The following is a 17,398-nucleotide window of genomic DNA, read 5'->3' on the forward strand; positions in this document are numbered from 1 at the left end:
CCATCGCGGAGGTTTGCGTAGGCGCGAAACAAACCTTTCTTTACCGCAGCTTGTAAGCGGCTCTTTAGATCGCGACCACTAAGCCAGTGCACACAATCTGGAAAATACAGAGGTCGCACGTGTCACATCAACTCGCTGGGTTCGCGGGGTTTCTCGCCGTGGTTGCCGTTGCTACACCCCATCTCGGCGGCATGGTCTCGCCGGCCGTGCACGCTGCCGGGACGATCGTAGCGACGGGGGCGAGCAACGCGTCCGCGCCGGTGCCTATCGTCATCACCGCGCCGATCCCGGTCGCGCCACCACGCGTCGAGCCGATGCCGGCGTATAGTGTATCGGTTTCCTCCGATCTGGTTGCATATGGTGACGCCAAGACGTCCGACTTCGATCCCGAGCATCCCCCTGCCGACATGGGCGAGCCCGGCTGACGATTGACAGGCGCGCGCGCCATCGGCCACGCGTTTGTCGATGAGCGACCAGATTACCCTCCACTCCGCTTGGCTCGCCGCGTTGCGGGGCGAGTTGGACAGCCCGTACATGGCTGCGCTGAGGTGCTTCCTCGCGGACGAGAAAGCTGCTGGCGCGCGCGTGTTCCCCAAGTCTGAGGACTGGTTCCGTGCGCTCGACCTGACGCCGCCCGAGGAGGTGCGCGTCGTCATCCTCGGGCAAGACCCGTATCACGGCGAGGGGCAGGCGCATGGCTTGTGCTTCTCGGTGCAACCGGGCGTGCGCACGCCGCCGAGTCTGGTCAACATCTACAAGGAACTGCATGCCGATCTCGGCATCGTGCGGGCCGATCACGGCTTCCTTGAACATTGGGCGAAGCAGGGCGTGCTGCTGCTCAATTCGGTACTGACCGTGCGGATGGGGGCTGCCGCCTCGCATCAGGGCAAAGGCTGGGAGCGGTTCACCGATGCGGTGATCCGCGTGGTGGCGGCCTCGCCAAATCCGGTGGTCTTCATGCTGTGGGGCAATTACGCGCAGAAGAAGGCGGCGTTCATCGACGACGTGTCACGCGGCGGCCGGCATCTCGTGCTGAAATCGGCACATCCGTCGCCACTTTCGGCGCACAACGGGTTTTTGGGAAGCCGGCCGTTCTCCAGGGCCAACGCGTTCCTGCGCGAGCATGGCCGCGCGCCGATCGACTGGGCCTTGCCGGCGCGCGCCTGAAATTCATTTCTCGCGGTGCGCGATGACGTAGCGTGCGGCACGTTTGCGCCGCGCCCGCATTGCCGGATCAGCCCTTCACGAACGCCAGCAGATCCTTGTTGATGATGTCGGCGTTTGTTATCGGGCGGCTGGTTTGCGCCACGCGCATCCTCGCCGAGAGTGAGGCGGTCAGTGACGAGGCGCGCGAGCATGTCGCGGCGGCGCTCTGCCGCCTTACCGCGTCGCGTATCTCTCGGCACGAACGCTTGACGCCTTACTGCCGCGCGCGGAACGTCAGCCCGATCGTACGCGGATCGCTCGGCGTGCCGAGGATCAGCCCGGAATTGCCCGCCTGGATCGTCACGTTCTGAAGGTAGTTGGCGTTAAACAGATTGCGCGCGAACACGTCGATCTCCCAACCGGCGCGGTTGCGATAGCCGAGACTGGCGTTGACCAACGTATAACCCTTGATGAGCGTGTACGCGGAATCGGTCGGGTCGCCACATTGCCTTGTGCGCGACACGGAATCGGCGTGCAGGATGACGTCGCCATGCAGCCCCGGTACCGGCAACGTGTAATCGCCGCCCGCCGATACGGTCCATCTCGGCAGGCTCGATAGCGGCCGGCCCGACAGGTTGCAGACGGTGGTCGCGCTGCTGATCCGCTCGATCGGGCAGGGCGCGTTGGGGTACGAATCATATTTGCCGTCCGCGTAGGCGACCGACCCCCGTAACGAGAAGCCACGCATTACGATCGCGGTCGCATCCGCCTCGAACCCCTTCACGCTCACACGCGGAATGTTGGCGAGATAGGTGCGAAGCGCAGCCGCAGCACCGGTATCGGTCACGTTCGCCTGGAAATCGGTCACCCGCGTATAGAAACCGTCGACGTTGAGGATCAGCCGCCGGTCGAACAGCCGCGTCTTGATGCCGACTTCGTAGGCGGTGTTGGTCTCCGGTCGTACCACCGCCGTGCCGAGTGCCGGCAGCCCGGCGTTGTTGAGCGGCAGCCCCGACATGTTGATCCCACCCGACTTCGCGCCGCGCGCGAAGCTCGCATAGCCGAGTACGCCTCCGGTGACATCATACGACAGGCTGGCACGGCCGGTCAGGGCACCGCCGTCGACCTTGGCATTGTACGACTGGCCCCGCAGGATCGACAGTTGGCTGTTGATCTGCGCCTGGCTGAGACCGCTCGGGCCGCCGAAGGTGAAGGTGTTATAGCTGCCGGTCTTCTCCTCATAGGTGTAGCGCAGCCCACCGGTCAGCGTGACACGCGGCAACGGGCGCCAGTTGACCTCGCCGAACGCAGCATAGCTGTTCGACTGAAAATCGGTACGCCCGTCCGAGCCGTAACCGTCGAGCAGATTGCCCGGCAGCGCGGCGGACGGCCCCCCCAGCAACCAATAGGTGGCAAGCGGCCCGTAGATCGAGATCGGCCGCCCGATCACGCGCTGGCGAAAGAAATACAGCCCGCCGACATAGCTGATCGCGTGGGAGCCGTTCGAGGCGAAGCGCAGTTCCTCGCTATACTGGTCCTGCCGCGAGGGGATGTGCTGCGTCGTCTGGATGGGGATGCCCGTATAGTCGCGGTCGTTGGCCGCATCCCAGTTCCAGAACCGCCACGCGCTGACCGAGGTGAGCGTTACGGGTCCGACGTTCCAGTCGGCGATCGCGGAGACGCCGCCCTCGTTGGTGTTGGTGCCGAGCGCCGCGTCGATATCGGTCACACGATCATAGGGGTTAAGGCTGGCCGGAGTGTATGCGCCGCCGGGCACGTGCGCGGCCAGATAGGCATATTGCCGCGTCGCCGCCTTTAGGGTGGGGGCGACGCGCAGATACACTTGTGTACAGCAATCACTCTCGAAATTGCTGAAATCTGCGGTGAGGCGCACCTGAAGAGCTTGCGTAGGCTTGATCAGCAACTGCCCGCGCACCGCCTGATTGCCGATCGTGTTGAGATCGGCGCCGGTTCGCGTGTCGCGGATCACACCGTCACGCCCGGTGACGACCGCCGAGATGCGGCCGGCGACGGTATCGCCGATCAGCGCGCCCGATGCGGCGGCCTTGGCCTGCACGTAATCGCGACTGCCGATCGACACCTCCTCATATGCTTCGGGCGTGAAGGTGGGTGCTCGCGTGGTGATGCTGATTGCGCCTGCGGTACTGTTCTTGCCGAACAACGTGCCCTGCGGCCCGCGCAGCACCTCGACATGATCGATATCGCTGAAATCGAACGCGGCGGTGGCCGGGCGCGCGTGATAGACCTGATCGACATAGAAGCCGACGCCCGGCTCCAGCCCGTCGTTCGCCTGGCTCACCGCCACTACGCTCGAACCCAGCCCACGGATCGTGAAGGCGGTGTTGCGCGGGTTGGCCGAACTGTAGTTGAGGGACGGCACCAGCACCGACAGCCCTTGCGTGTTGACCGTGTACGACCGGTCGAGCAGCGCACCGCTCACCACGGACAGCGAACCCGGGATCGTCTGCGGGTCTTCCGGGCGGCGGCGTGCGGTGACAAGGATGTCGGCATCATTCGTGGGTTGAGCGGCAGCCTCTGCGGCGGGTGCGGGGGCGGACGCTGCTAGGGCGGTGGCCGGCGTGCACGCCAACAACGCCGCGCTCGCGGCGCGGAGGACCGGATGTGTCATGAAACCCCTTTCGGCGCAGCGGATCCGCTACGCTCTTATTAAGCGCTGACGTGGCTTATTGTATATGGCGGGATATAGTGCAAGCCATCCAGGTTCTTCATTGCGCGCTTTGGTGCATCATCGTTGAAAATGCCCGCCCGGCAGGAGGCCGGGCGGGCAGATGAGAGCTCAATATCTACCGCAACGCTTGGCGTCATGGCGACGCCAGCCGGTACGAAGACTGGAGGCGGATTATCCGAGCGGCAATCCGGCGCGCTTCACGGCGCCCAGATAATTGCGCATCGCGTCGCTTGATCCGGTCGATAGCTCCATAAAGGCGCGCCGCCGATCGAACGGGTCGGGCACGCGAACCAGCATGCCAGCGTCGGTCATTTTGGCGATCCAGCGCAGCGCCGTGGTCGGCGCAACGGCGGCTGCAATGCACAGGCTCGAAACCGAGACCTGCGCGCGTTCCAGTTGTGCTGCGAACAGATCGAGCAGAATGTCCCATGCCGGATCCTCGAACAGTCCGGCATCGAAGTGCTGGTCGCGCAGTCGGCGTGCCCGAATCGCGGCACGCACCTCGCGCGGTGCGACCGGAGGCGCCTCGCCCGTGGTGGCCGGGGGTGGCGCAGTATATCCCATCGTGCGATCGGCGATCCGGCCCCGCGGCGAGTGTTCCGAGTCGGTACGGCTGAGCCGAGCCAAGGTTTCGGCAATACGCGCGATCTCTTCGTTCAAGCGGCGCAGGCGCACCACCTCGATATCGCGCGCCGAATCGGACAAACGGTGGCTGCCGCCCTGCGATACGGACAGGGCGTAGACCGCGACCCGCTCCGCGAGCGATGGCGCGCAGAGCAACTCGACATGTGGACCGAACAGATTGGCCGCAACCAGATCTACCTGCGAGTCGGCCATCGTTGCAACCAGGCGCGCATCGGTGTCACGTGCGAACTGATCGATAAGCGGGAGCGCCGCCGCCAGCGTGTTATCGTCGGCACCCGCACAATCGAGCGCGATCAGTTGAAGTGGACCCTGCGTGTCGAGCCGTTGCGTCACCTCCGCCCAGCCAACCCGTCCAACCATGCGCGTGCCGACCGCGTCGATTGCTGCGGTCGCGTCGTCGGCATTGTGATCGGCAATCACTAGTGCGGCGACCGAAGCGGCCGGCGGCCGCGCGGTTTCCCATCCTTCCCATCTATGCATATCGATTCCCTGCTTTTTCCCCATAGCTAAAGTACGCATTTCTCCAGAATGGAGCAGGTCTAAAATCTCCGATATGGGTCATTCTCACGAATTTAACCGTTGATTTCGTTCGAATAGCGAAAGCTCGGAACGCGATCTCACCGTTACAGAGGACAAAATACAGTGTGCCATCTTCCCTGGTAACGAGATGGTGGCGTTTTCAACTGAATGTTTCAACATCTCGTGGCAATTTCTCACGATGTCTGACGCTGGCAGTCGTCAGTCGAGCGACTTGACGATTTCCTCGACCATCTTTTTCGCATCGGCCAACAGCATCATCGTGTTGTCCATATAGAACACATCGTTATCGACACCGGCATACCCGACGCCACCCATCGAGCGTTTGATGAACAACACGGTCTTGGCTTTCTCCACATCCAGAACCGGCATGCCGTAGATCGGTGAGGTCTTGTCCGTCTTCGCGGCGGGATTGGTGACGTCGTTCGCGCCGATCACAAAGGCCACATCGGTCTGTGCGAATTCGGAGTTGATATCCTCCAGCTCGAACACGTCGTCATACGGAACGTTCGCTTCGGCAAGCAGCACGTTCATGTGCCCGGGCATACGCCCCGCGACCGGGTGAATGGCGTACTTCACCCGCACACCGTGTTCCTTCAGCTTGTCACCCATTTCGCGCAGAGCATGTTGTGCCTGCGCCACTGCCATACCGTAGCCGGGCACGATGATGACCTGTTCGGCCTGTTGCATCAGGAACGCGGCATCCTCGGCGCTGCCGCGTTTCCACGGGCGGTCGACTTTGGCGCCACCACCGTCGCTTGCCACCGCTGCGCCGAAGCCGCCCGCGATTACGCTGATGAAGCTGCGGTTCATCGCCTTGCACATGATGTAGCTGAGGATCGCGCCCGACGATCCGACCAGCGCGCCGGTGATGATCATCGCACTGTTGTGCAGCGTGAACCCCATCGCCGCCGCCGCCCAGCCCGAATAGCTGTTGAGCATCGACACCACCACCGGCATGTCCGCGCCACCGATTGGGACGATCAGCAGGAAGCCGATCGCGAAGGAGAGGGCGGTGATCGTCCAGAACACCCACGCGCTCTGATCCTGCGTGAAATACGCGACCAGACCGAGGATCGCGGCCAGCACGGTGAGATTGATGACGTGGCGCGCGGGCAGCAGGATGGGCGCGCCGCCCATGTTGCCGTTGAGCTTGAGGAAGGCGATCACCGAACCCGAAAACGTGATCGCGCCAATCGCGATGCCGAGCCCCATCTCTATCCGGCTGACCTGATGGATCACCAGGAACGGCTGGCCGATCATCGGGATTACCATGTCGGCGATGCCGAACGCCTGCGGATTGAGAAACGCCGCCGCCGCCACCAGCACCGCCGCCATGCCGACCAGCGAGTGGAACGCCGCGACGAGCTGCGGCATGTCGGTCATCGCGATCCGCCGCGCGGTGACGAGGCCGATTGCGGCGCCGATGCCGATCGCGATCAGGATTTCGACGACGGTGACCGTGTCCACCACGCCGCCAAACGCGGGCGGGCCAGAAGCAAAGAGCGTTACGGTCGGATCGATCGGAACGTGCGTTATCAAGGTCGTCACCACCGCGATGGTCATGCCGATGATGCCGTAGCGGTTGCCGCGCTGCGACGTCGCCGGGCTCGACAGCCCACGCAGCGCAAGGATGAAGCACACACCCGCGACGAGATAGGCGAGTGCCGCCCAGGGATTGACCGTCAGCTGTTCCATATTCCCCCTACCTCGTCATGCCCGCGCCGGGCCGGCATCCGCCGGTCGTCCGCGCCGGAGCGGCGTCCATCCAAGCCGCGATATCGGCTTGGGTGGCGCCTATTTGTGAACGGCCGCCGGCCGCTCCTTCTTCTTGTACATCGCCAGCATTCGCGCGGTGACCGCAAAGCCACCGAAGATGTTGACGCTCGCCAGCACCACCGCGACCAGCCCGAGCCACTTCGACACCGCGCCGCCCGCACCGATCCCGGCGGCCGCCGCCGCGATCAACGCGCCGACGATGATGACCGAGGAGATCGCGTTGGTCACCGCCATCAGCGGCGTGTGCAGCGCGGGCGTGACCGACCACACGACGTAATAGCCGACGAAGCAGGCCATGACGAAGATCGACAGGATCGAGATGAAGTCCATGATTTGCTCCTATCGGTCCAGCTTGCTTGCCAGCAACGTCTGCAAGCCGCGCACATCGGAACTGCGGCCGATCTTGAATTCGATCGGCGCGAGGCCCGACAGCGACAGCTTGATCTCGGCGTCGAGGTCGAACGTCCCCGCGCTGACGATCGCGAATGACGTGATCGAGCGGTAGGGGATAGTCAGATACGAAGTCTTGGACCCGGTGATGCCTTGCACGTCGATGTAGAGCAGCCGCCATTCGGTGAAGACGATGAAGTCCCGAACCGTCTTGAACGCGAACAGCACCCGCTCGGACTCGAGCAGCGCATGGCCATGCGCCTTGTCGACATCATGCGGATCGATCGCGGTGGCGTTGAAAATCCCCATCAGGTGAGCAACCGCGCGTTGACGACCTGACCGCCACGGGTCAGCCGCACCGCGTCGCCGATCTCGTCATCCAGTACCGGCGCGGCCGCGTCCTTGTCCCAGAACGCCGACAGGAAGTTGAACAGGTTGCGCGAGAACAGCGCGCTCGCGTCCGCCGCCAGCCGGCTGGGAACGTTGCGGTGGCCGACGATCTTCACGCCGCCGACGGACACGATTTCGCCAGCGACCGCACCTTCCACGTTGCCGCCTTGTTCGACCGCGAGATCGACGATCACCGAGCCCGGCTTCATGCTCGCCACCTGTGCGGCGGAGATCAGCCGCGGGGCAGGGCGGCCGGGGATCAGCGCCGTGGTGATGACGATATCCTGTTTGGCGATGTGCGCCGACACCAGCTCGGCCTGCGCCGCCTGGTATTCGGGCGACATCTCACCGGCATAGCCGCCCGTCCCTTCGCCATCGATCCCGGCCACGTTTTCCACGAAGATCGGTTTGGCACCGAGTGACAGGATCTGCTCCTTCGTGGCGGACCGCACGTCGGTGGCGGACACCTGCGCACCCAGTCGCCGCGCCGTCGCGATCGCCTGTAGCCCCGCCACGCCAACGCCCATGACAAACACGCGTGCGGCGGAGATCGTGCCTGCCGCCGTCATCATCATCGGGAAAGCCCGGCCATATTCGCCGGCCGCGTCCAAGACCGCCTTGTAGCCCGACAGGTTGGACTGGGACGACAGAATGTCCATCGATTGCGCGCGGGTGATGCGGGGCATGAACTCCATCGCCAATGCCTCAACACCAGCGGCGGCATAGCCGTCGATCCGCGCGCGATCGCCGAACGGGTTCAACCCCGCCACCACCAGCGCGCCGGGTGCCACGCCGCCAAGCACAGCCGGGTCCGGCCCCTGTACGCCAAGCACGATGCCCGCGCCTGCCAGCACACCTGCGTGGTCGCTCACGCTCGCGCCGGCAGCGGCATAATCGGCATCGGCGATTGCGGCGGTCAGGCCGGCACCTGCCTCGACCGCGACGGATGCGCCGAGCGCGATGAACTTCTTGACGGTTTCGGGCGTGGCGGCGACACGACGCTCACCGGGGGCACTTTCCCGCAGGACGGCGATCTTCACCTGCGTGTTACTTGCTGGCAGGGGCGAGGGCGAAATAGACGATGACGAAGGCGAGCAGAAAGCACGCCACCGCGCCATATTTCAGCAGGCCGATCACCTTCGAATAGGTCGCTTCGTGGACCTTGATATCGCCGTCTTCGGCCATGTCGCATCTCCCCAATGCTTATCTCCCAACAGGCTTAGCTTGTGTGGGCCTGTCTCTCAAGTCCCGCGATGGGGCGCTTAAGGCGGCTTTTACCCTCATCGTATAGCAGAGGTGCTCCAAAGGGTACTTGGGGTGTGGGAATGACGCGTAACGGGCAACGCCTGCTGATGCTGATCGACGACGAGCCGGCGCAGCGTCGTCTCGTTGCGGCGATCGCGGCGCGGCGCGGCTGGCGCGCGATCTTCGCCGCCGATGGGGAGATGGCGATCGCCACGCTCGGCACGCAGGACGGGATGCAACTCGATGCGATCCTGCTCGACCATTGGGCACCCGATGCCGACGCCACGCCGCTGATCGCCGAATTGCGAAGCCGGCGTCCGGCGTTGCCGCTGTTGCTGCTCACTGCCAACGGTTCGGTCGCGCAGGCCGTTGGCGCGATGCGTGCGGGGGCGACCGATTTCCTTGTCAAACCGCTCGCGCCCGAACGGCTGCTCGGCGCGCTCGACGCGGCGGTCGCCGGCAAGGCGGCGGGCGAACTGCGCCCGCTTACCGAGAAGATCCCCGCGCTGCTCGCCTTCGACGAGATTGTCGGCTCCGCGCCCGATTTCCGCGCTGCACTCGCCATCGCTGCCAAGGCGGCGCGCGCGCGCGTGCCGGTGCTGCTGGAGGGCGAATCCGGCGTCGGCAAAGAGGTGGTGGCGGAGGCGATCCACGCCGCATCCCCGCGCGGCAAGAAGCCGATGGTGACGGTGAACTGCGGCGCGATTCCGTCCAATCTCGTCGAAAGCGAATTGTTCGGGCATGAGAAGGGCGCCTTCACCGGTGCGTTCGAACGCAAGATCGGCCGTTTCCAGGAAGCGGACGGCGGCACGCTGTTCCTCGACGAGATCGGCGAGATGCCGCTGGAGGCGCAGGTCAAACTGCTGCGCGTGCTACAATCCGGCGATATCCAGCCGATCGGGGCGCGTCACGCCCGTGAGGTTGACGTGCGCGTGATCGCCGCCACCAACAAAACCTTGATCGAGGAGGTCGAGGCCGGTCGTTTCCGCGAGGACCTCTATTACCGGCTCAACGTGGTGCAGGTGACGATCCCACCCTTGCGCGAACGGCAGGGCGACATCCCCGCGCTCGCCCGCCACCTGCTCGCCCGCATCGCGCAGCAACCCGGCCTGCGCCCGCTCGGCATCACCGACGAAGCGCTGGCGCTGCTCGGCAAATACGACTGGCCGGGCAACGTCCGCCAGCTTCAGAACGCATTATTCCGCGCGGCCGTGCTGTGCGACGGCGCCGCGCTTACCTCGGCAGATTTTCCGCAGATCGCCTCGCTCAGCGCGCAACGCCACAGCGTACCCGGACCTGCGCCGATGGCGACTTCGGGCGGCGTCACGCTGTTCCATGCCGACGGCAATCTGCGCGCGCTGGAGGAGATCGAGGCGGACGTGATCCGTCTCGCCATCGGCCATTATCGCGGCCGCATGACAGAGGTTGCGCGGAGGCTCGGCATTGGTCGATCCACCCTGTACCGCAAGCTGGGTGAATTGGGCATCGACAACGCGGCCTGACCGCTAACGGGACCGCTTGAGGTGCCTTGGCTTCGGCTTGGCCTTGGCGTCAGGTTTGGGAGCGGTCTTAGGCTGAGCGTCGGGTTCAGTGTGACACGGATAGGCGGTCACGAAAGCCTCTCGCACGACAAACCACGGGGCGCTGCTCCACCCCTTTCGGTTCTTGCGGATGTACTTGCGCGCCACGGCGACCGCATCGATCGTGGAAACGTCCGCCGCCGAGGGGCATATCTGATAGGATGACGACAGCGTGTCGAACACGCCCATGATATAGCCGGTGCAGAAATTGGCGGTCGGATCGGTGTCCTTCCCCCGGCAATCCTCGGCGAGATGACGTGTCGTCAGCGCGCTTACCACCACCGGCGGCTTGGTTGATGCCAAGGCCAACAATAACAGGATCATGGTCTCTCCATTCGGCTTGCAAGGTTCGGTGTGCGTCTGTGTCAGCCGACCAGCGCACGGTCGCGCAGGCCCCGCCACACGCGCAGCGCCTGCACCGTCTCCGCGACGTCATGCACGCGCAGGATCTGTACGCCCGCCTCCGCGCCCTTCACCGCCAGCGAGATCGATCCGCCGAGCCGCTCAGCCACCGGTGCTTCGCCCGACAGCGCACCGATCAGCCGTTTGCGGCTCACCCCGAGCATGACCGGGCAGCCGAGCCCGTGAAACAGCGCGAGCCCGTTGATCAGTGCGAGATTGTCGGCCAGGCTCTTGCCGAAGCCGATACCTGGATCGATGATGACCTTGGCGCGGTCGATCCCCGCCGCCACCACCGCCTCGATCCGCGCCTCCAGCCAGTCGTACACCTCGGTCAGCACGTTCGCATATCCATCGCCGCCATGTGGCCCGCGTTTGGGATCGGGCGAGTGCATCAGGATCACTGGCGCGTCCGCGCGCGCGACGATGCCGGCGGCACGCTCATCCCAGAGCAACGCCGACACGTCGTTGACGATCACCGGGCCGAGCGCGAGCGCTGCCTCCATCACCGCGCCCTTGCGCGTGTCGACCGACACGAGGGTGCCCGCGCGCAGCAGCCGCTCGATCACCGGCGAGACGCGCTTCGCTTCGTCACCCTCCCATACCAGCGCGGCGCCGGGACGGGTCGATTCGCCGCCTACGTCGATCATCGCCGCGCCTGCCGCTGCCATCGCGACCCCCGCCGCTGCGGCCGCTTCAGGATCGTCCTGAAGCGTGCCGCCATCGGAAAAACTGTCCGGCGTCACGTTGAGGATGCCCGCTACCATCGGCTGATCGAACCGCAGCGTGCGCTCCCCGATCGTCAGCGCAGCGCGCGGCGCGGTGATGCGCGCGTGGATCGCGGCGGCGCCCGGTCCCAGGTTGGCGATCTCGGCGACGGGCACGGTCCTGCGCCGCGACCTCTCGATCACCTCATACGCGGCGAACCACAGCATCCCCCCTGCCAGCCGCGCCACGCCGCCGTCGGGGTGCGTGGCGGGTGTATCGACGAACTGGGTAGGGCGCAGGTGCAAGGTCATGGCGGTAGCCGTAATCCGGCGGAGCGGTTCGTGTCGAGATGCCGTCGACCCCTGCTACCTTACCCGGTGAAGGCCAGAGTAGAGTTGCCAGCCCCCCCTTAAGGCTGCGTCGCCAGCAGATACGTTTGCCGCAGCGTATCGATCGGCTGCAAAGCGCCCGCCGTCTCGATATGCCAGTAGGTCCAGCCGTTGCACGAAGGCGCGCCCTGCACGCCGGCGCCGACCTTGTGGATCGATCCGATATGCGTGCCGCACACGCTTGCCACGCTGCCGTCCGCGCGCACCAGCACGCGGTGCTTGCGTTTGGCGTCGAACAGCACCGCGCCGGCGGTGAGGTAGCCGTTTTCCACCAGCACGCCGAACGCCACCTTCGGCGCGGCCTTGGGCGACTGCATCGTCGTCAACGCGGATTCGTCCAGCGGCAGCGCCGCATCGATCCGTTCCTGTGCGGCGGCGACATAAGCGTCTTCGCGCTCGATGCCGATCCAGTGCCGGCCGAGCCGCTTGGCCACCGCGCCGGTGGTGCCGGTGCCGAAGAAAGGATCGAGCACCACGTCGCCCTTCTTGGTGCACGCCAGCAGGATGCGATACAGCAACGCCTCGGGCTTCTGTGTCGGGTGGACCTTGTGGCCATCCTTCTTCAACCGCTCCGGGCCGCCGCAAACCGGGAACTCCCAGTCGCTGCGCATCTGGAGTTCGTCGTTCAGCGTCTTCATGCTGCGATAGTTGAACGTGTAGCGCGCCTTCTCGCCCATCGACGCCCAGATCAGCGTCTCGTGCGCGTTGGTGAAGCGGGTGCCTTTGAAGTTCGGCATCGGGTTCGACTTGCGCCAGACGATATCGTTGAGGATCCAGTAGCCGAGATCCTGGATCGCGGAGCCGACCTTGAAGATGTTGTGATAGCTGCCGATCACCCAGATCGAACCATTCGGTTTCAGGATGCGCCGCGCCTCGGCCAGCCAAGCGCGGGTGAACTTGTCATATGCGCCGAGGCTGTCGAACTTGTCCCATTCGTCCGTCACCGCATCGACATGGCTGCCATCTGGCCGCGACAGGTCGCCGCCGAGTTGCAGGTTATAGGGCGGATCGGCGAAGATCATGTCGACCGACGCGGCCGGCAGGGCGCGCATCGCGGAGATGCAATCACGCTGGATGATCCGGTCGAGCGGCAGTTCCGCAGGCGCTGCCACAACCGGCTTCGCGCCGCGCGTCTTAACCTTTTCCAACAGCCCCATGCCCGTATCCCCGTGTTCCATTCCGCCCCTTCCTGCGGATCGCGGGACTCGCGTCAAGCGAACATTGGTTAATGGGAATCACTGCTAAAGCGTTAACACGGCGGAACATTCCGAGACTTATCCACATATTGAGTCGTGGAGTTATCCACAGGCCCAAGGGATGGTGTGTGGCGCGAAAGACTCACTGAAATGGCGTAGCTATTTCCCCTACGCGCCACCGCTGTGCGGCCCGGCCTGGATAGCGACCTGTTCCGATGCAGCCGCAGTGTCGGATGTTGGTGGATGGCGATACGCTCGCTCAGAACGGCTTCTGCAGCACGCCTTCGGTTTGCGAGACACGTATCACATGGATCATGTGGTCAGGTCCAAAACGATACTGGACTGCGCGCGTCAGGAAACGTGAGTCGAAAATTATGTCGGGATTATCTGGTAAGGCGGACCTGTCGTCGAACTGATCGAAGACAAGGATCGTGTTGTACCCAACCGCATACCCCAAGACACGTCGGTCGACCTTCCCAACCCTGCGACGCTCCATCACGAGCCAATCGGCTTTGTTCGATGCGATCTTCTCGCCATCGACCCACACTGTTACGTCGCCTGCCAACTCGTCAGCATAGCCATCGAATGTCGCCGCCGTTTGTGTGGGAACAAGGTGCTTGGCCGCTTCGACGATATAGCCCGGCGGAGGCGGCCCCGGCGACGCCAGCACAGGAGCGGCAAGAGCCAGAGAGCAGATCGCCACCGGCAAGAACGCGGCCGACGTTAACGTGCGAAGCATGGCGGAACTTTCACAAGACGAGCGCTGATAGCAGGTGTCCGACAGAACGGGAACCGCAAGGGATCGCGCGACAGCATCACTCCCAAACGTGCGCGTTTCCTCTACCTCCCGCGAACCCGTCGCCACCGCGACCACCCAACCGCCCGCTCGCTATTCCGCCGCGACGGCTGGCGCGAACGCAACCGCGGCCTGCGCGACCGGAGCGAAGCTGCGGCGGTGCAGCGGCGAGGGGCCGTGTTCGCGCAAAGCGCGCAGATGTTCGGGCGCGCCATAGCCTTGATTGGTGATCCAGCCGTAATGCGGATGCGCGTCGTGATGCGCGCGCATGATCGTGTCGCGGGTATGTTTGGCGATGATCGAGGCGGCGGCGATCGACAGGCTGATCGCGTCGCCCGATACGATCGGCGTGGCGGCGAAGCTCCAGCGCGGCAGACGGTTGCCGTCGACCAGCACGTGGCCGGGCGCGCAACCGAGCGCCTCTACGGCCAGCGTCATCGCCTTCATTGTTGCCCAGTAGATGTTGAGCGTGTCGATCTCGTCCGGCTCGACGATGCCGATGCCGATCTGTGCGCAGGCCTGCAACCGGTCATGCAGCCGCAGGCGTTCGGCGGCGGGGAGCTTCTTCGAATCGTCGATCCCGCGCGGAATGGCCTTGGCGGGCAGGATCACCGCCGCCGCCACCACCGGCCCGGCGAGCGGCCCGCGCCCCGCCTCGTCCACGCCGACGACGGGAGCGAGGCATAGCTTCTCGTGTTTTAAACTCGGCTTGGGGAGGGGGCGTTTCCGCGTCGGCATCAGGGGATCCGCCATGCCGGAAACCGCCGCGCCTCACCAGCCCGGTAGAGGCAGATCGCGTTGCCTGCGGGGTCGAGCGTGCGCGCCTCGCGCCAGCCCCAGCTTTGGTCTTGCGGATCGCTCACCAACGCGCCGGTCGCCCGCAGCGCGGCGAGGGCGGCGTCGAGGTCGTCGCATTCGACGTACAGCATCGGCCCGTTCGGCATCTCCTCCGCCGCCTCGATCGAGACGGTGACGCCGTTCGCGCTCTCGAAGCGTGCATAACGCGGGGCGGCATCGACGATGCGGGTCAGGCCGAGCGCTTCGTAGAAGGCAGCACTCGACGCAAAGTCGGTGAGCGGCAGCGTGATCTGGTTGGGGCCATCACGATCGAGCCGCACGCTCTGCTGCGCCATCGGCCCATGTCCGCCGCCAAGGCCGGCCGCGCCAAGCATCGCCAGCCGCACGAACGCCCGCGCGCGCTCGACCGCGCGGGGCAGCGTTGCCCCGCGCGCCAGCCCGACCGCGATCGCCGAGGCGAGCGTGCAGCCGGTGCCATGCGTGTGGCGCGTGTCGATGCGTGGACTCTTCCACCGCGCGATCTCGCCATCCGGTCCGACCAGCCGGTCGGTCAGCATGTCGCCATCGCCGTGGCCACCTTTGGCGAGCACCGCTGTGCCTATGTTCGCCGCCAGCGCTTCGGCATCGCGGCCCAGCGTCGCCAGTTCGGGCAGGTTCGGCGTCACCACGCTCGCCAGCCGCATCAGCCGTGCGAACGCCGCCACCGTCGTGTCATCCGCGAGCAACGCACCGCTGGTCGCCACCATCACCGGATCGAACACCACCGGCACCCGCAAGCCTGCGATCGCATCCGCCACGACATGCGCGATCTCCGCCGATCCGATCATGCCGATCTTCACCGCATCGACGCCGATGTCCGAAACGCACGCCGCGATCTGCGCCGCCACCATCTCCGCCGGCACCGGCATCACCGCCTGCACCCCCAGCGTGTTCTGCGCGGTGACCGCGGTGATCGCCGTCATTGCGTGCCCGCCGAGCATCGTCACCGTCTTGATATCGGCCTGTATCCCGGCACCGCCGCCCGAATCCGATCCGGCGATGATGAGGATCCGCGGTGTCGTCACGCATGCCCCTTGAAGCGGCGCACGGTCGAGGCGGGGTTGCCCGCCAGCGCCTTGCCGACCCGCGCGGGCCGGTCCATCAGCTCGCCGCCGCAGGTCGGGCAGCGATCGTCGAGATCCTCGGCGCATTCGGCGCAAAAGGTGCACTCGAACGAGCAGATGAACGCGCCCGCCGCATTGGCGGGCAGGTCGACGCCGCAGCGTTCGCAATCGGGGCGCATCTCCAGCATGTCAGGCCGCCGCCACGCGCACCGCGTCGCAGATCCGGTCGACCACGCGCTCGACCTGGGCGAGATCGTCGCCCTCCGCCATCACGCGGATCACCGGCTCGGTGCCAGACGGGCGGATGACGAGCCGGCCCTTGCCGACCAGTTCCGCCTCGGCCTCGGCGATCACCGCCTTGACGCTCTCCGCCTCGAGTGGCTTGCCGCCCGAGAAGCGCACGTTCTTGAGCAATTGCGGCAGCGGATCGAAGCGGTGGAGCAGCTCGCTCGCCGGCACGCCCGCGCGCACCAGTTCGGCGAGGATTTGGAGCGCCGCGACCAGCCCGTCGCCGGTGGTGGCATAATCGGCGAGGATGATGTGACCGGACTGCTCGCCGCCGACGTTATACCCCTGCGCGCGCATCGCCTCGAGCACGTAGCGATCCCCCACGCTGGTGCGCACCAGCTTGATGCCCTGCGTGGCGAGGTGCCGCTCCAGCCCGAGGTTGGACATCACCGTCGCGACCAGACCGCCCTGTTGCAGCCGCCCGGCGCGCGCCCAGCCGCTCGCGATCGTCGCCATCAACTGGTCGCCATCGATCACCTTGCCGGTTTCGTCCACCACGATCAGCCGGTCGGCATCACCGTCGAGCGCGATGCCGATATGCGCGCCGCTCGCCACCACCGTCTCGCACAGCAGTTGCGGCGCGGTCGAGCCGACGCCGTCGTTGATGTTCTTGCCGTTGGGCGTCACGCCGATCGCGATCACCTCCGCGCCCAGTTCCCACAGCGCGGAGGGCGCGACCTGATAGGCGGCTCCGTTCGCGCAATCGACCACGATCTTGAGCCCGTCGAGCGTCAGCCCGGGCGGGAAGGTCAGCTTGGCGGCGTGGATATAGCGCCCGCGCGCATCCTCGACGCGCCGCGCGCGCCCGATCTCCTCGGCGGCGGCAAGCGGCACCTCGCCGTCGATCAGCGCTTCGATCGCGAGTTCGTCGGCATCGGACAGTTTGTAGCCGTCCGGCCCGAACAGCTTGATGCCGTTATCCTGATAGGGATTGTGGCTGGCCGAAATCATCACGCCAAGATCGGCGCGCATCTCGTGCGTCAGCATCGCCACCGCCGGCGTCGGCATCGGTCCGACCAGCACCACGTCCATGCCGACGCTCGTAAACCCCGCCACCATCGCGTTTTCGAGCATATAGCCCGACAGGCGCGTATCCTTACCGATCACCACGCGGTGACGGTGGTCACCGCGCCGGAAGTGCGCACCCGCCGCCATGCCGACCTGCATCGCCATCGCCGCCGTCATCGGGCTCTTGTTGGTGAGGCCACGGATGCCGTCGGTGCCGAAATACTTGCGTGCCATGCGTCGCTCCAAGGGTGGATTACCGCCCTGATAGCGCTGGCGGGCGGCCAGCGCGAG

18 protein-coding genes are annotated in these 17,398 nt (G+C 65.5%); 3 read left to right on the top strand and 15 right to left on the bottom strand.

Annotated features, from left to right (window positions below; all coding sequences use genetic code 11):
• Positions 1–119 precede the first annotated feature (119 nt).
• Both OXR00_RS16940 and ung read left to right on the top strand, forming a co-directional pair.
• Positions 120–425 carry a hypothetical protein gene (locus OXR00_RS16940; protein WP_267389426.1) on the top strand — a complete coding sequence of 102 codons (306 nt, stop codon included), beginning with the start codon at positions 120–122 and terminating at the stop codon, positions 423–425.
• Positions 426–465: 40 nt separating this feature from the next.
• Positions 466–1,167 (top strand): uracil-DNA glycosylase, encoded by a 702-nt coding sequence (ung, locus tag OXR00_RS16945; RefSeq protein WP_267389427.1) that lies wholly within the window; start codon positions 466–468, stop codon positions 1,165–1,167.
• A gap of 253 nt (positions 1,168–1,420) precedes the next feature.
• Here ung and OXR00_RS16950 read toward each other — a convergent pair whose 3' ends face one another.
• From OXR00_RS16950 to OXR00_RS16980, 7 genes are all read right to left on the bottom strand, one after another.
• Positions 1,421–3,796, bottom strand: a complete 2,376-nt coding sequence (locus OXR00_RS16950; protein ID WP_267389428.1) for a TonB-dependent receptor — start codon at positions 3,794–3,796, stop codon at positions 1,421–1,423.
• Between the two features lie 231 nt (positions 3,797–4,027).
• Positions 4,028–4,981: a MarR family winged helix-turn-helix transcriptional regulator gene (locus tag OXR00_RS16955; RefSeq protein WP_267389429.1), complete on the bottom strand. Its 954-nt coding sequence runs from the start codon at positions 4,979–4,981 to the stop codon at positions 4,028–4,030.
• A gap of 258 nt (positions 4,982–5,239) precedes the next feature.
• Complete coding sequence (locus OXR00_RS16960) at positions 5,240–6,736, bottom strand: NAD(P)(+) transhydrogenase (Re/Si-specific) subunit beta (RefSeq protein WP_267389430.1); 1,497 nt, start codon at positions 6,734–6,736, stop codon at positions 5,240–5,242.
• 99 nt (positions 6,737–6,835) lie between these two features.
• A complete protein-coding gene (locus OXR00_RS16965; protein WP_267389431.1) occupies positions 6,836–7,147 on the bottom strand; it encodes an NAD(P) transhydrogenase subunit alpha in 312 nt (103 codons plus the stop codon).
• A 9-nt stretch (positions 7,148–7,156) separates the two neighbouring features.
• Positions 7,157–7,516, bottom strand: a complete 360-nt coding sequence (locus tag OXR00_RS16970) for a PH domain-containing protein (protein ID WP_267389432.1) — start codon at positions 7,514–7,516, stop codon at positions 7,157–7,159.
• Positions 7,516–8,637 (bottom strand): NAD(P) transhydrogenase subunit alpha, encoded by a 1,122-nt coding sequence (locus OXR00_RS16975; RefSeq protein WP_267389433.1) that lies wholly within the window; start codon positions 8,635–8,637, stop codon positions 7,516–7,518. Before OXR00_RS16975 ends, OXR00_RS16970 begins: the two co-directional genes overlap by 1 nt.
• Positions 8,638–8,644: 7 nt before the next feature.
• Positions 8,645–8,782, bottom strand: a complete 138-nt coding sequence (locus OXR00_RS16980; RefSeq protein WP_242152437.1) for an aa3-type cytochrome c oxidase subunit IV — start codon at positions 8,780–8,782, stop codon at positions 8,645–8,647.
• Between the two features lie 140 nt (positions 8,783–8,922).
• Between OXR00_RS16980 and OXR00_RS16985 the strand changes: the two genes are divergently transcribed.
• The gene (locus OXR00_RS16985) at positions 8,923–10,344 is read left to right on the top strand and encodes a sigma-54 dependent transcriptional regulator (protein ID WP_242152434.1); all 1,422 of its coding nucleotides are present in this window, start codon (positions 8,923–8,925) and stop codon (positions 10,342–10,344) included.
• Positions 10,345–10,347: 3 nt separating this feature from the next.
• On the opposite strand, the gene OXR00_RS16990 is transcribed toward OXR00_RS16985, so the two are convergent.
• The 8 genes from OXR00_RS16990 to glmM form a co-directional block, all read right to left on the bottom strand.
• Entirely contained in the window at positions 10,348–10,746 is a 399-nt protein-coding gene (locus tag OXR00_RS16990; RefSeq protein ID WP_242152430.1) for a Rap1a/Tai family immunity protein, read from the bottom strand.
• Between the two features lie 41 nt (positions 10,747–10,787).
• The gene (gene folP, locus OXR00_RS16995) at positions 10,788–11,840 is read right to left on the bottom strand and encodes a dihydropteroate synthase (protein ID WP_267389434.1); all 1,053 of its coding nucleotides are present in this window, start codon (positions 11,838–11,840) and stop codon (positions 10,788–10,790) included.
• A gap of 98 nt (positions 11,841–11,938) precedes the next feature.
• Entirely contained in the window at positions 11,939–13,075 is a 1,137-nt protein-coding gene (locus OXR00_RS17000; protein WP_276593161.1) for a site-specific DNA-methyltransferase, read from the bottom strand.
• A 298-nt stretch (positions 13,076–13,373) separates the two neighbouring features.
• Positions 13,374–13,853 carry a hypothetical protein gene (locus OXR00_RS17005; protein ID WP_267389435.1) on the bottom strand — a complete coding sequence of 160 codons (480 nt, stop codon included), beginning with the start codon at positions 13,851–13,853 and terminating at the stop codon, positions 13,374–13,376.
• 150 nt (positions 13,854–14,003) lie between these two features.
• Positions 14,004–14,648, bottom strand: coding sequence for a ribonuclease HII (locus OXR00_RS17010; protein WP_267389436.1), 645 nt, complete (start codon positions 14,646–14,648; stop codon positions 14,004–14,006).
• A complete protein-coding gene (thiD, locus tag OXR00_RS17015) occupies positions 14,648–15,772 on the bottom strand; it encodes a bifunctional hydroxymethylpyrimidine kinase/phosphomethylpyrimidine kinase (RefSeq protein ID WP_267389437.1) in 1,125 nt (374 codons plus the stop codon). Before thiD ends, OXR00_RS17010 begins: the two co-directional genes overlap by 1 nt.
• Entirely contained in the window at positions 15,769–15,999 is a 231-nt protein-coding gene (locus OXR00_RS17020) for a DUF1272 domain-containing protein (protein ID WP_267389438.1), read from the bottom strand. Before OXR00_RS17020 ends, thiD begins: the two co-directional genes overlap by 4 nt.
• A 1-nt stretch (position 16,000) precedes the next feature.
• The gene (gene glmM, locus OXR00_RS17025) at positions 16,001–17,341 is read right to left on the bottom strand and encodes a phosphoglucosamine mutase (protein WP_267389439.1); all 1,341 of its coding nucleotides are present in this window, start codon (positions 17,339–17,341) and stop codon (positions 16,001–16,003) included.
• Positions 17,342–17,398: the final 57 nt, after the last annotated feature.

The sequence above is a fragment of the Sphingomonas sp. GC_Shp_3 genome (assembly GCF_026540945.1).
In the GTDB taxonomy this organism is placed as follows: Bacteria; Pseudomonadota; Alphaproteobacteria; order Sphingomonadales; family Sphingomonadaceae; genus Sphingomonas.